Consider the following 13257-nt stretch of genomic DNA (forward strand, 5'->3'; position numbering starts at 1 on the left):
CGTCGCGCGCGCCGGCCCGCCCGGCGCCGGCGGCCTCCCAGGTGGGATTGCGGGTGACGACGACGTTCCGTCGGCCGGGCAGCGGCCGGAACCGGTCGGGGAGCGAGTCCCACGTCCGCCGCCCCATCACGACCGGGTGGCCCATCGTCAGCGCGCGGAACCGCCGCGCGTCCTCGGGGACGTGCCACGGCAGGTCGTCGTCGCGGCCGATCACGCCGCCTCGCGCGACGGCCGCCACGACGGAGACCCTCACACCGCGACCGGGGCGCGGATCGCCGGGTGGTGGTGGTAGCCGACGACCTCGAAGTCCTCGAACGCGTAGTCGAAGATCGTCTCCGGGCGTCGGCGCAGGGCGAGCGTCGGGTAGGGGAACGGGTCGCGCGCCAGCTGCGTCTCGACCTGCTCGCGGTGGTTGTCGTAGACGTGGCAGTCGCCGCCCGTCCAGATCAGCTCGCCCACCTCGAGGTCGCTCTGCTGCGCGAGCATGTGGGTGAGCAGCGCGTAGCTCGCGATGTTGAACGGCACGCCGAGGAAGACGTCCGCGCTCCGCTGGTAGAGCTGGCAGCTGAGCCGGCCCCCGGCGACGTGGAACTGGAAGAGCGCGTGGCAGGGCATCAGGGCCATCCGCGGGAGGTCGGCGACGTTCCACGCGCTGACCACGATCCGACGCGAGTCCGGCTCCTCGCGCAGGAGGCGGACGACCTCGGCGATCTGGTCGACGTGGCCGCCGTCGGGCGTCGGCCACGTGCGCCACTGGACGCCGTAGACCGGTCCCAGGTCGCCGTCGGCGTCGGCCCACTCGTCCCAGATCGAGACCCCTCGCTCCTGCAGCCAGCGGACGTTCCGGTCCCCGCGGAGGAACCAGAGCAGCTCGTAGGCGATCGACGGGAAGTGCACCCTCTTCGTGGTCACGAGCGGGAACCCCTCCGCCAGGTCGAAGCGCATCTGGTAGCCGAACACGCTGACGGTGCCCGTGCCCGTCCGGTCGGCCTTCGGCACGCCGGTCGTGAGGACGTGGCGCGCGAAGTCCTCGTACTGGGAGCGCACGGGGCCGCTGCGCACGTCGTCGGACACGATCACGCGACGATAGCGCGTCGCCCGGAAGCCCGTCTCTCGACGCCGGGCGGGCGGGCGGCCGGGGTCACGAACGCACTCCGGGGCGGCGGTGCCGCACGCGGGGGAGGCCGACCCTCGCCGTCAGGTGCCTGCCGTGCGCAGCACCGGGGCGGTCGTGCCGGAGACCACGACGACCCACCGATCGGCATCGGACACCGGCGACGTCACGTTGAGCGTGACCGTCGTCTCCTCTCCGTCGCTCACGAACGCGCCCACGCGCTCCTCGGTGCCGTCGCGCCTCGTCCGCACGAGCTCGTAGGCGGTGCCCGCGGGGGGCGCCGGCAGGTCGCGCACCGTCAGCTCGAGGGGCCAGTTCCCCGCGTCGTCGCCGCGGAGGACGACGAGCTCGCCGCGCGCGGCGCCGTCGCCCGCGAGCGCGACCGACTGCACCTCCTGTCGCCCGCCGCCGCCTCCGCCCAGGAGCCACCCGGCGCCGAACAGTGCGAGCGCGAGGATCACCGCTGCGACGACCGCCGTCGAGCGGTAGCGGCGCGGCATCGGGAGCGCGGAGGTCGTGGGAGGCGCGGGCGGGACGGCGAGGTCCGGGGGCAGCTCGGGCGGTGGATCCGCCTCCACCAGGAGGTCGTGGGCGCGTCGTAGGAGCGCGTGCTCGCCGGGAGCGACGCCGTCGCCGACGAGGTCGTCGAGGTCGGGGGCCCTCACGCAGGTGCTCCGGCCAGGTCGTCGCCGACGCGCCCGAGCGCGGCGCGGGCGAGCTCGACGACGGCGCTCCGGGACACGTGCAGGAACGCCGCGATCTCGTCGGCGCGCATCCCGCCCCAGTACGCGAGCTCGACGACGGAGCGCTCGGGCTCGTCCAGCGACATCAGGGCGCGATGCACCCGCCACGTCGCCCACCGGCGCGGGCTCTCGGTCGCCACGGCCTCCCCGAGCGCCGCCCGCGCGAGGTCGTACAGCCAGCGCACGGCGTCCGCCTCCGAGCCGGCGAACCGCGGCGCGTCGCGCCAGACGAGGCCGAAGACCTCCGGCGTCGCGGCCTCGGCGTCCTCGCGGTCCGCGAGCGAGCGGAGCGCGAGCCCGAGCACGGCCCGCACGTAGCGTCGGTGGAGCTCTCCGTACGCGTCGACGTCCCGGGCCGCGACCCGGCCGATCAGCGCGTCGTCGGTGAGGGCTGCCGTCTCCACGGGCCCGGGCGGCGCGTGCCGGGGGCGAGCCCCCGGCACCGCGACGCGGTCAGGACGTGCCCGTGGCCTCCGCGTACTTCGCGGAGACGGCGTCCCAGTTCACGACGTTCCACCACGCCTCGAGGTAGTCGGGGCGGCGGTTCTGGTACAGGAGGTAGTACGCGTGCTCCCACACGTCGATGCCGAGGATCGGCGTCTTCCCCTCCATCAGCGGGGAGTCCTGGTTCGCGGTCGACATCACCGCGAGCCCGGTGCCGTCCCACACGAGCCACGCCCAGCCCGAGCCGAAGCGCTTGACGCCCGCGTCGATCATCTGCTGCTTGAGCACGTCGAAGCTGCCGAACGTCCCGTCGATCGCCGCGCCGAGGGCGCCCGTCGGCTCGCCGCCGCCGCCCGGGCCCATGATCTCCCAGAAGAGCGTGTGGTTGGCATGGCCGCCGCCGTTGTTGCGGACGGGGGTCTGCTTGTCCTCGGGCAGGATCTCGAGGTTCGAGAGCACGGCCTCGAGTGGTCGGTCCATCCACTCGGTGCCGTCGAGCGCGGCGTTCAGGTTCGTCACGTAGGCCGCGTGGTGCTTGTCGTGGTGGATTTCCATCGTCCGCGCGTCGATGTGCGGCTCGAGCGCGTCGAAGGCGTAGGTGAGGTCGGGTACGGCGTAGGCCATCGCGGGGTTCCTCCTCGGGATCGTTTCGTCCGCCCAAGGATATGCTCCGGGCCGTCCCCGAGTCGGCACCCGACCACGCCAGGAGGAGCCCATGTCGAACGTCGAGGAGCTCGCGGCCCGTCCGCTCAAGCCCGCACTGCTGGAGCTCGCCGGTATCTCACGCGTCTCCGTGGAGGCGCACTACCGCCTGTACCAGGGGTACGTCGCGAAGCGGAACGAGATCGTCGGGAAGCTCGCCGAGGTCGACCGGAGCGCTGCGAACCAGGTCTACTCGGATCTTCGGGCGCTCAAGGTCGACCTCACCTTCGCGATCGGCGGGGTCAAGAACCACGAGGTGTACTTCGAGCACCTGGGGGGCCCGGGTGGCGACCCGACGGGCGCGTTCCGTGCGCTCGTCGAGCGCGACTTCGGGTCGGTGGACGCCTGGCGGGCGGATCTCAAGGCGACCGGCCTCGCCGCCCGCGGCTGGGCGTGGACGGCCTACGACTGGGACGAGGGACGGCTGCTGAACCTGCTCGGGGACGCGCAGAACACCTTTCCCGTCTGGAACGCGACGCCGCTCGTCGCCCTCGACGTCTACGAGCACGCGTACTTCATCGACTACCAGACCGATCGCGCCGCCTACATCGACGCGTTCTTCGAGAACCTCGACTGGGGCGTCGTCAACGGGTGGGTCGCCGCATACGGCGTCCCCTCGTAGCGGCCGCCCGGTACCCGGGACGCCGGTCGGCGGCGTAAGCTCCGCGCCGTGATCGTCGACGCGATCCTCGTCGTCGCCGCGTACGTGGTCGGGTCGATCCCCTTCGGGCTCCTGCTCGTGCGCCTCGTGCGTGGCGAGGACATCCGGGCCCGGGGCAGTGGGAACATCGGCGCGTCGAACGTCTGGCGCGTCTACGGCTGGACGCTCGGGCTCCCGGTGGCGCTCCTCGACGTCGGCAAGGGCTTCGTGCCCGCGTTGCTGGCCGTCGAGATCGGCGGTGACTGGGCCGGGGTGCTCGCCGGCGCGGCGGCGATGGCGGGACACGCCCGCCCCGTCTACCTCGGCTTCCGCCCCGGGGGCAAGATGGTGGCGACCGCCGGCGGGGTCAGCTTCGCCCTCGTGCCGCTGGCGGCGGCCTGCTGCCTCGCGGTCTGGCTCGTCACGTTCGCACTCTTCCGGTACGCGTCGGTGGCGTCGCTCGCGACGGCGGCCGCCCTCCCCGTGCTCGCGTGGGCCTTCGGCGCGTCGTGGCCGATCGTCGGCTTCTGCATCGTCGCCGCGGTCGGTGTCTTCCTCCTCCACCGCACGAACCTCCGGCGGCTGGTCGCCGGGACGGAGCCGCGCTTCTCGCGGCGCCGCGGGATGCCCGCGTGACGCCCGGGGCGGGGAACGGTGGCGCTCGTGCCGCCACTCGCGTGCGGAGGCTGGCCGTGGTGGGGGCCGTCGCGATCGCCGGGCTCGCGCTCTCCGGACAGGCGCACGCAGCGCCGTGGTGCGGGACGCCGTCGGCGGTCGACCGGCCGGCCGCGGTCGCAGGGAACCAGATCAGCGTCGTGTACGCCGTCCCCTCGGACGGGGTCGACGCGTCCGGCACGGCGGCGCCGCAGATCTCGGCGGACGTCGACGCGATCGACGAGTGGTGGCGCGCCCAGGACCCGGTGCGCGCGCCGCGGTTCGACCGGGCCCTGTTCCCGTGCGGCCCGCAGGCGGACGTGCGCGTGATCCGCCTTCCACGCACCGGGGACGAGCTCCGCCCGGAAGGGAGCCGCTTCAGGATCATCGCCGCCGCCGTCGCCGTGGCGACGGCGAACTCCCCCTACCTGAAGCACCTCGTCTACTACGACGGGCCGCTGGACGGGGACGAGATCTGCGGGCAGGGCGGCGGGCTCTTCGGCGGGCCCGGCGTCGCGATCGTCTACACGCGCGCCTGCCCCGGCGAGCCGACCGTGGTGGTCGCGGCCCACGAGCTCCTCCACGCGATGGGCGCGCTCCCGGCCCCCGGCCCGCCGCACGCCTGTGTCGACGAGGACGCGAGCCACGTGTGCGACGCCGCATCGGACATCCTCTGGCCCTACGCGACGCTCACGCCGCTGGCGACGCTGCTGCTCGATGTCGGCCGCGACGACTACTACGGCCACGGCGGCGGCTGGCCGGACATCCGCGACTCCGCCTGGCTCCAGCGCCTCGACGCGCAGACGCCGCTCGCGCTCGACCTCCGAGGGCGGGGACGGGTCGGGAGCGACGTCCCGGGCGTCGACTGCGCGGGCAGCTGCGGGTCGCTGTGGGACACCGGAACGCAGGTACTGCTCACCGCCGTGCCCGCCTCGGACCAGGTGTTCGTCCGCTGGAGCGGGGCGTGCGCCGGGCGCCTGCCCACCTGTGCGCTCGCGATCGGGGAGCCGACCTCGGTCGGCGCCCTGTTCGGCCCCCCGGCGTTCGTCGTCCGCGTCTCGACGAGCGGGCGCGGCACCGTCAGGAGCGTCCCGGCGGGCGTCGCGTGCCCGGGCCGGTGCGCGGGGCGGCTCCCCTCCTACGCGCCCGTGCGACTCGTGGCGCGACCCGCCCCCGGGTGGCGCTTCAAGGCGTGGGCCGGTGCGTGCCGCGGACGGTCTCCGGGGTGCCGGCTGACGCTCGAAGGGCCGGCACGGGCCCGCGCGACGTTCGTCCGCGTCAGCCGCCCGTAGCGGCGTCGCCGTCCCGCCTGAGCCAGCTCTCGAGCGTGGTCTGCCGCCCGACCGGCGCGCCGCCGGCCAGCTCGCTGCGAAGCTCGCCGACGGTGCCGAAGCGCTCTGCGACGACGTCGTGGTCGTGGATCGTCTCCAGGTTCACCTGGCGCGCGAGCACGAAGTCGGCGTCGTCGAGGCCCGGCTGCTCGTCGAGGAGCGTCTTCAGCGAGATGCGCACCGAGTCCTCCACGAAGCGCGGCTGCAGGTGTGCGTGCTCGACCACGAACAGCTCGTCGGGCCGCTTCAGCAGCTCGAAGACGGGTGCGCTCATCGACTGCTCGACGACGGCGACGAGGCCCTCGGCGTCGAGCGCCTGGGCGCTCCCGACGAGGAGCGTGCCTCGGCCACGCTGGTTGTGCGTGGCCAGCGGCACGAGCTCGAAGATCCGCGTCACGTCACCGTCGACGAATCCGGCCTCCAGCAGGCGCTCCGTCGCCCGGTCGCGCACGAGGCCCTGCGCGCACGGGCAGGCGTTGATCCCCGTCGCCTCCACGCCGACGACGCGGCGGACACGGTCCCCGGCGGCGGCGGCGATCCCGATCAGCGACACCATCTCCTGCGTCGGCAGGCCGCTGACCGGGGTCTCGCGCCGCAGCGGCCAGCGGGCGGCGATGTGCACCTCCGCCCGCAGCGCCTCCTGCCGCTCGACGATGTGCCGCGCGATGTGCTCGGCGAGCACCTCGATCAGGAGCCCTTCGCCGAGGACCTCGGCGTCGATCGCCTCGTCGAAGAGCTCCGGGAAGCGGGACATGTGCACGCCCTTCTGGTCGCGCCCGAGGTCGACCGTGCAGTCGATCTCGGCCGCCATCAGCATCTCCTGGTCGCCGCGGCGGATGCGGATCGCCTTCTGCACGCGCGTCACGCCGGCGCGGGAGAGCGCGAGTGCGACCGGCGGCGCCGACGCCTGCATGTCGTGGGTCCCCCGGAGCTCGCTCACGTCTCGACCGTACCACCGACCGCGTCCGCCGAGCCGTCGCCTCGCGCGTGCTCCCGATCGAACGCGCGGAGACGCAGCATCGAGACGACGCCGAGTGCCGGGCCGGCCGCGAGGAACGCGAAGGCCCATCCCCAGCCGGCGTCCTCGACGAGGAACGGCACGAGCCAGATCGTGCACACGGTGAGGGCGAAGCCGATCGCCAGCTGGAGCGCGAGCGCCGTGCCGACGTACGACTGGTCGGCGTGCTCGGTCACCATCGTCGAGAACTGCGCGGAGTCGGCGATCACGACGACGCCCCAGACGAGGCCGATCGCGATCGCGGCCGGCGCGGGGACGAACCCGATCACCAGCGCGCAGGCGCCGGAGAGCGCCATCGCGGCCGCCGTCGTCTCCGGGCGCCCGATCCGATCACCGGCGATCCCGCCCGCGACGCACCCGGCGGCACCGAGCCCGATCACGACGAACGTCACGAGCGCGGCCGTCGTCCCGCTCGCGAACAGCGACTCCCGCGCGAAGACGAGGAACCACGTCCACATCGCGAACAGCTCCCACATGTGGCCGAAGTACCCGAAGGACGCGAGCCGGACACCGCGGTTGCGGAAGACGAGCAGCGCCTGGCGGGGATCGAACGCGGCGCGCGGGAAGGGATGCGGGCCCTCCGGCACGCCGAGCCCGACGATCAGCCCGCCCGCGACGGTCATCGCCGACGTGGCGACGATCACCGGCTCCCAGGCGATCCCGCCGAGGCCGTTGACGAGGTGCGGGAGGGCGGAGCCCATGGCGATCGCTCCCGCCAGGACGCCGAGGGCGGTCCCGCGCCCGCGCGTGAACCAGGTCGCCATCAGCTTGAACGCCGGCGGGTACACCCCGGCGAGGAAGAAGCCCGTGGCGAGGCGGAGCGGGATCGCGCGCTCGGGGCCGTCGGCCGTGAGCAGGAGGGCGTTCGCGAGCGCAGCGCCGAGCGAGCCGAGAAGGATCACCCGATGCGGGGGCAGGACGTCGGCGAGCGTCAGCGCCGAGGAGAGGAGCGCGCCGACGACGAAGCCGACCTGCACGGCGATCGTGAGCCACGCGCCGGTGTGGGTCGAGAGCCCCCACTCGTCCCGCAGTTGCGGGATCACGGCGGACGCCGAGAACCACGTCGACATCGAGAGCGTCAACGACAGCGCGAGGAGCGTGAGCGCACGCCGCTGCGTCACGCGAGCGGCTCGGTCCACACGAGCGCGGTGCCGTCGAGCACGACCGTCCCGTCCTGGGTGGTGATCGTCGTGCGCAGGCGCGTGAGCGGCTTGTCCTCCCGCGCCTCGAGCACCTCGACCTCGGCCGTGATCTCGTCGCCCGGGCGCACCGGGGCCTTGAAGCTCCAGTCGACGTGGAGGAAGACGGAGCCCGGGCCGGGCAGGTCCTCGGCGACCACGGCGTTGAGCAGCCCCGAGGTGACGCCGCCCTGGACGATGATCCCGCCGAAGCGGCTCCCGGCGGCGAGGGCCTCGTCGTAGTGCAGCGGGTTCCGGTCGCCCGTGAGCTCGGTGAAGAGCTCGATGTCACGCATCGTGACCTGTCGGGTGCGTCGCGCGGTGTCGCCGATCGTCGGCACGGCGGGGAGTGTTGCACCTCTGGCGCAGGACGCGTGACAGCTAGCGCAGGACGCGTGACAGCCGGCGATCCTTGAGGATCCGGCCGCCGGTCTGGCACCTCGGGCAGTACGTGATCGTGTGCTCCTCGAAGTCGACCCGTCGCAGCGTGTCCGCACACCGGGGACACGGCTCGCCGAACCGTCCGTGCACGCGGTACACGTCCGCGTCGTGCTTGCCCTCGACGCGCAGTCGGAGCGCCCGCGCGAGGTCGTCGTGGATCGCGTCGCCGAGGCGGTCGACCTCGTCCGCTCCCAGCTCCGTCGAGAGCCGGAACGGCGACAGCGCAGCCTCCCAGAGGATCTCGTTCGCGTGGGCGCGCCCGATGCCCGCGATCGCGCGCTGGTCGCGGAGCAGGGGATGGAGCTGCCGTCGCTCCGCGGCGAGGACCGCCGCGAGGGCGTCCCCGTCGAGCCCGAGCGCGTCCGGGCCGAGGTGTGCCAGCTCCCGGTCGAGCACGTCGCCGGAGACGAGCCAGACGCCGGCCCGCTTCTTCCTGCCGGCCTCCGTGAGCACGAGCTCGCCGCCGTCCGTGAAGCGCATCCGGAAGGCCGGCCTGCTCGGAGTCTTCGCACCCGCCGGGTGGTAGCGGAGGCGTCCCGCGCTCATCAGGTGCACGCGGAGCACGAGGTCGGAGCCGGCGACGGGGAAGAGGAGGTTCTTCCCGCGGCGGCGCGCGCCGACGAGGCGCTGCCCGTCGAGGACGGAGAGCGGCGGGTCGACGGTCTTCAGCGTCGCGATGTGCGCCGGGCCCGCACGCTCGATCGCCGCGCGCGAGACGAGCGGGTCGAGCTCGCGCACCCACGCCTCGACCTCGGGGAGCTCCGGCATGTGCCGAGGGTAGCTCGCCGGTGCGCCCGATTCCGCGGCTCGGGGCCGTTCCGTCGTCCGCCCGGTCGAGGTGGGAGGAGGTCCCGGACGGGGAGCAGGGCGCCGGCGTGGAGGCGATCGTCGCGACCGGCCGCGGCGATCGCGTCGGCGTCCTCCGTGCGATCCGACGGCGGCGGCCCACGGGCCGTCGAGAGTCGGGTCCTGCGACGTTTCACAAACGCCGCGTACTCGTATAGGATGCGGCGCCTGATGGGTCAGAGCCGGGGCAGGGGTGTCCGGCTCGAACGGGTTCGAGGTGGTTCTGTCTCCGTCAACGAGGAAGGAGTACGAGGGGTCGATGCTCTCCGCCGAGACTGCGCTTCCGGAGGTCGAAGAGCTCCACAAGCTCGTTGAGCAGGGGCAGGAGAAGGGATTCCTCACGTATGACGAGATCGCCGGCGCGCTCGAGGACGTCGAGCTCACGAAGGAGCAGGCCGACGAGTTCACGACGTACCTGAGCGACCACTCGATCGATCTGCTCGAGGGTGAGCAGCACAAGGCGCTCCCGCCGATGCTCGAGCCGCCGCAGCCGGCCGACGACGAGAAGGCCGTCGTCATCGCCCCGCCGAAGCTCGACCTCACGGTCGAGCCCTCGCTCGACTCGCTGCGCCTCTACCTGCGGGAGATCGGCAAGGTGCCGCTCCTCACCGCGGATCAGGAGATCGCGCTCGCGAAGCGCATCGAGCGCGGCGACATGAACGCGAAGCAGCACATGATCGAGGCGAACCTCCGTCTCGTCGTGTCGATCGCGAAGGGGTACCTCGGCCGTGGCCTCTCGTTCCTCGACCTCATCCAGGAGGGATCGCTGGGGCTGATCCGGGCGGTCGAGAAGTTCGACCACCGCAAGGGCTTCAAGTTCTCGACCTACGCCACCTGGTGGATCCGGCAGGCCGTGACCCGTGCGATCGCGGACAAGGCGCGCACGATCCGCATTCCCGTGCACATGGTCGAGAAGCTGAACAAGGTCGTGCACATCGAGCGGCAGCTCGTGCAGCGCCTCGGCCGGGAGCCCCGCCCGGAGGAGATCGCGGAGGAGCTCGAGATGTCGGTCGACGAGGTGCGGGACATCCTGCGCATGGCGCAGCTCCCGGTGTCGCTCGAGAAGCCGATCGGCGAGGAGGAGGAGTCGTCGCTCGGCGACTTCGTCCCCGACGAGCAGGCCGAGTCGCCCTTCGACACGGCCTCGGTGTCACTGCGGCGCGAGGACATCGACCTCGCGCTGGCGTCGCTGCCGGAGCGGGAGCGGAAGGTGATCGAGCTCCGCTACGGCCTGTCCGGCGAGCCGCCGTGCACGCTCGAGGAGGTCGGTCGGGCCTTCGGCGTCACGCGCGAGCGGATCCGGCAGATCGAGAACAACACGCTGAAGAAGCTCGAGGGGCTGCCCGAGGCGCAGGCGCTCCGCGACTGCGTCTAGGCGTCACCCGTCGGCGGCCGCTGCCCGGCCGGCACGTCTCGGAGGCCTACGAGCGGACGGGGAGGAGGCCGGCAGCGGCGAGCGCGGTCAGGCTCCGTTCCCGCACCCCGCTTCCGATCGCGCCGACGTCCGCCTGCAGCGGCGCGTACGCGGTCACCTGCATCCAGACGTGCTTGTCGTTGACGTCGCCGACGTCGACACGGGCGTCGAGGACGTCGGGGGCGTCGCGGGCCGCGTCGAGCAGCAGCGCCCGCGCCTGCGGGATCGAGGTCCCGAGGGGGATCGGGATCGTCGACTCGACGGTCCGGCGCGCCGCCCCGATCGTGCGGTTGACGACGGGGGTGGTCGTCAGCTGCGTGTTGGGCACGAACACGCGGCGCTGCTCGTCCGTGACGAGCGTCGTGTAGATGAGGTTGACGGCTTCGACGAACCCGGTGTGGTCGCCGACCGTCACGCGGTCGCCGAGCCGCAGCGGCTGGGTGAAGCTCACCAGCACGCCGGAGCCGAGGTTGCCGAGCGGCGTGCTGAACGCGAGCCCGGCGAACAGCGCCAGGACGGCGCTCGAGGCGAGGAGCGCCCGTGCGATCTGCTCGGTCTGGGGGAAGATCGAGAGCACGCTCCACGCGCCGATCACCGCGACGAGCGCCACGATCAGCCGCGTGACGATGCTGAACGTCGTCCGTCGACTCGCGAGGGTCGCCTCGTCGGCGCCCGCCTGACGGCGCTCCCAGGTCGCGAACGCCCAGCGGAGCACGAACCGCACGACGAGGACGACGGCGACCCAGACGGCCGCCGTGACGATCACCCGCTGCCAGCGCTCGTCCACGACGAGCAACGCTTTCGGCGGCGGCGGCCCGTCGCCTGCCTGCGTCGGGCCGGGCCGAGGCCTAGTCCGCGACCGGCTCGCCCTCGAGCTGGAACGCGTCGTGCAACGCCCGCACCGCCTGCGGCAGCTCGGTCCGCGCGATCATGCAGGAGATCTTGATCGGGGAGGTCGAGATCATCTGCAGGTTGATGCCGAGATCCGCGAGCGTCCGGAACATCTTCGCCGCGACGCCCGGGTGCGACCGCATTCCGGCGCCGATCAGGGACACCTTGCCGAGCTCGTGGTTCTCCTCGACGGCGAACGTCCCGAGCTCGGCCTGCGTGCCCTCGAGGGCCGCCCGCGTCGCCGTCACGTCCTCGTTCGGCACGGAGAACGACATCTCGGCCTTCCCGTGGACGACGTTCTGGATGATCGTGTCGACGTTGACGTGCGCGTCGGCGACGGCGTCGAAGATGCGCGCGGCGACGCCCGGTCGATCGGGGATGCCGGTGAGCGTGAACACCACGTCGGTCTCTGAGTGCGTGACCGCGGACACGATCGGCTGCTCCATCTCGTCTCCTTCCTGGATCCAGGTGCCCTCCTCGTCGGAGAACGTCGAACGGGCGTGCACGCGCACGCCGTGGTTGCGTGCCAGCTCGACCGAGCGCAGCATCAGCACCTTCGCGCCCGATGCGGACATCTCGAGCATCTCCTCGTACGAGACGGCCGGGAGCTTGCGGGCCCCGGGGACGATGCGCGGGTCGGCGGTGAAGACGCCGGGGACGTCGGAGTAGATCTCGCAGGCGGCCCCGAGGGCGGCGGCGAGCGCGACCGCGGTCGCGTCCGTCCCGCCGCGGCCGAGCGTCGTCACGTCCATCGTGTCCCGGGAGAATCCCTGGAAGCCGGCGACGAGCACGATCTTGCCGGCGTCGAGCGCGGTGAGGACGCGGTCGGCGCGGATCTCGCGGATCTTCGCCTTCGTGTAGGCGGCGTCGGTGATGATCCCGGCCTGTGACCCGGTGAACGAGATCGCCTCCTCGCCGAGGTCGTGGATCGCCATCGCGACGAGCGCGCACGCGATCCGCTCCCCGGTCGACAGCAGCATGTCGAGCTCGCGCGGGTTCGGGGTCGGCGACACCTCGCCCGCGAGGGCGAGCAGCTGGTCGGTCGTCTTGCCCATCGCCGACACCGTCCCTACGACCTTCAGGCCGCGGCGTCGGGCGGCGACGAAGCGCTCGGCGACCAGGCGCACCTTCGCCGGGTCGGCGACCGACGAGCCGCCGAACTTCATCACCACGGCGTCGAAGTCGCGGGCGGCGTCCGCCGTCATCGCTCCTCCGTGGTGAGGCCCGGGCGGCTGAAGTGTCGCGCGTACGGCGGCACCGGGATTCCGGGTCGGAGCGCGGGGTCGGGCTCGGGCGGGAGCGCCCGCGTCACGAGCGGGATCACCCCAGCCCAGACGTCGAGCTCGGCGTCGGGCGTGTCGCCGTCCATGGGCGGCCCCGTCCGCACCTTCGCGGACGCCTCGTCGAGCGGCAGTCGGAGCACCGCCGTCGCCTTGAGCTCCTTGCGGTCGGGGATCCTCGCGTCGGCCCACCTCCCGGGCAGCAGCCGCTCCGTGAGCGCCTCGAGCGCCGCGAGCTTCTCGGCGTCCCCCGTCACGGGCGTTGCCGTCCCGAGCACGACGACCGAGCGGTAGTTCACCGAGTGCTCGAACACGGAGCGGGCGAGCACGAGGCCGTCGAGCAGGGTCACCGTCACGCAGACGGGGATCCCCGAGCCGGCCTCGCGGAGGGCGCGGCTGGCCGAGGAGCCGTGGACGAGGAGCTCGTCGTCGACACGGGCGTGCAGGGTGGGGATCACGAACGGCTGGCCGTCCTGGACGAAGCCGAGATGGCAGACGAGCGCCGCGTCGAGGATCGCGTCGATCGTCTCGCGGTCGTAGCGCCCGCGGTGCGGCTCGCGC

16 protein-coding genes are annotated in these 13257 nt (G+C 73.0%); 4 read left to right on the top strand and 12 right to left on the bottom strand.

Going from position 1 to position 13257, the window contains the following annotated elements:
• From AC162C_RS02285 to AC162C_RS02305, 5 genes are all read right to left on the bottom strand, one after another.
• The coding region (locus tag AC162C_RS02285) for a dihydrofolate reductase (RefSeq protein ID WP_484096129.1) at positions 1-238 on the bottom strand (238 nt) is incomplete at its 3' end.
• Positions 239-249: 11 nt separating this feature from the next.
• Positions 250-1080 (bottom strand): thymidylate synthase, encoded by an 831-nt coding sequence (locus AC162C_RS02290; protein ID WP_484096130.1) that lies wholly within the window; start codon positions 1078-1080, stop codon positions 250-252.
• Between the two features lie 117 nt (positions 1081-1197).
• Positions 1198-1779 (bottom strand): hypothetical protein, encoded by a 582-nt coding sequence (locus tag AC162C_RS02295; protein WP_484096131.1) that lies wholly within the window; start codon positions 1777-1779, stop codon positions 1198-1200.
• Positions 1776-2261, bottom strand: a complete 486-nt coding sequence (locus AC162C_RS02300; protein ID WP_484096132.1) for an RNA polymerase sigma factor — start codon at positions 2259-2261, stop codon at positions 1776-1778. The genes AC162C_RS02295 and AC162C_RS02300 overlap by 4 nt, the downstream gene beginning before the upstream one ends.
• A gap of 49 nt (positions 2262-2310) precedes the next feature.
• Positions 2311-2925: a superoxide dismutase gene (locus AC162C_RS02305; protein WP_484096133.1), complete on the bottom strand. Its 615-nt coding sequence runs from the start codon at positions 2923-2925 to the stop codon at positions 2311-2313.
• A gap of 91 nt (positions 2926-3016) precedes the next feature.
• On the opposite strand from AC162C_RS02305, the gene AC162C_RS02310 reads away from it, so the two are divergent.
• Genes AC162C_RS02310 through AC162C_RS02320 form a run of 3 tightly spaced genes read left to right on the top strand, consistent with a single transcriptional unit; the run spans position 3017 to position 5589 of the window.
• On the top strand, positions 3017-3625 hold the full coding sequence (locus AC162C_RS02310) for a superoxide dismutase (protein WP_484096134.1): 609 nt from the start codon (positions 3017-3019) through the stop codon (positions 3623-3625).
• A gap of 48 nt (positions 3626-3673) precedes the next feature.
• Positions 3674-4279, top strand: coding sequence for a glycerol-3-phosphate 1-O-acyltransferase PlsY (plsY, locus tag AC162C_RS02315; protein WP_484096135.1), 606 nt, complete (start codon positions 3674-3676; stop codon positions 4277-4279).
• 59 nt (positions 4280-4338) lie between these two features.
• A complete protein-coding gene (locus AC162C_RS02320) occupies positions 4339-5589 on the top strand; it encodes an InlB B-repeat-containing protein (RefSeq protein WP_484096136.1) in 1251 nt (416 codons plus the stop codon).
• On the opposite strand, the gene mptA is transcribed toward AC162C_RS02320, so the two are convergent.
• Genes mptA through AC162C_RS02340 form a run of 4 tightly spaced genes read right to left on the bottom strand, consistent with a single transcriptional unit; the run spans position 5576 to position 9033 of the window.
• Positions 5576-6568 carry a GTP cyclohydrolase MptA gene (gene mptA / locus AC162C_RS02325; protein ID WP_484096137.1) on the bottom strand — a complete coding sequence of 331 codons (993 nt, stop codon included), beginning with the start codon at positions 6566-6568 and terminating at the stop codon, positions 5576-5578. The two genes, AC162C_RS02320 and mptA, sit on opposite strands and share 14 nt — an antisense overlap.
• The gene (locus AC162C_RS02330) at positions 6565-7767 is read right to left on the bottom strand and encodes an MFS transporter (RefSeq protein WP_484096138.1); all 1203 of its coding nucleotides are present in this window, start codon (positions 7765-7767) and stop codon (positions 6565-6567) included. The genes mptA and AC162C_RS02330 overlap by 4 nt, the downstream gene beginning before the upstream one ends.
• On the bottom strand, positions 7764-8165 hold the full coding sequence (locus AC162C_RS02335) for a MaoC family dehydratase (protein WP_484096139.1): 402 nt from the start codon (positions 8163-8165) through the stop codon (positions 7764-7766). Before AC162C_RS02335 ends, AC162C_RS02330 begins: the two co-directional genes overlap by 4 nt.
• Before the next feature lie 40 nt (positions 8166-8205).
• Complete coding sequence (locus tag AC162C_RS02340; protein ID WP_484096140.1) at positions 8206-9033, bottom strand: DNA-formamidopyrimidine glycosylase family protein; 828 nt, start codon at positions 9031-9033, stop codon at positions 8206-8208.
• Positions 9034-9370: 337 nt separating this feature from the next.
• On the opposite strand from AC162C_RS02340, the gene AC162C_RS02345 reads away from it, so the two are divergent.
• Positions 9371-10486 carry a sigma-70 family RNA polymerase sigma factor gene (locus AC162C_RS02345; protein ID WP_484096141.1) on the top strand — a complete coding sequence of 372 codons (1116 nt, stop codon included), beginning with the start codon at positions 9371-9373 and terminating at the stop codon, positions 10484-10486.
• Positions 10487-10532: 46 nt separating this feature from the next.
• Here the strand turns inward: AC162C_RS02345 and AC162C_RS02350 are convergent, their stop codons facing one another.
• The 3 genes from AC162C_RS02350 to AC162C_RS02360 form a co-directional block, all read right to left on the bottom strand.
• Positions 10533-11312 carry a mechanosensitive ion channel family protein gene (locus AC162C_RS02350; RefSeq protein ID WP_484096142.1) on the bottom strand — a complete coding sequence of 260 codons (780 nt, stop codon included), beginning with the start codon at positions 11310-11312 and terminating at the stop codon, positions 10533-10535.
• 61 nt (positions 11313-11373) lie between these two features.
• On the bottom strand, positions 11374-12621 hold the full coding sequence (locus AC162C_RS02355) for an aspartate kinase (protein ID WP_484096143.1): 1248 nt from the start codon (positions 12619-12621) through the stop codon (positions 11374-11376).
• On the bottom strand, positions 12618-13257 hold a 640-nt coding region (locus AC162C_RS02360; protein WP_484096144.1), incomplete at its 5' end, for a pyridoxamine 5'-phosphate oxidase family protein. The genes AC162C_RS02355 and AC162C_RS02360, both read right to left, overlap by 4 nt.

It is taken from the genome of Gaiella sp., assembly GCF_057140465.1.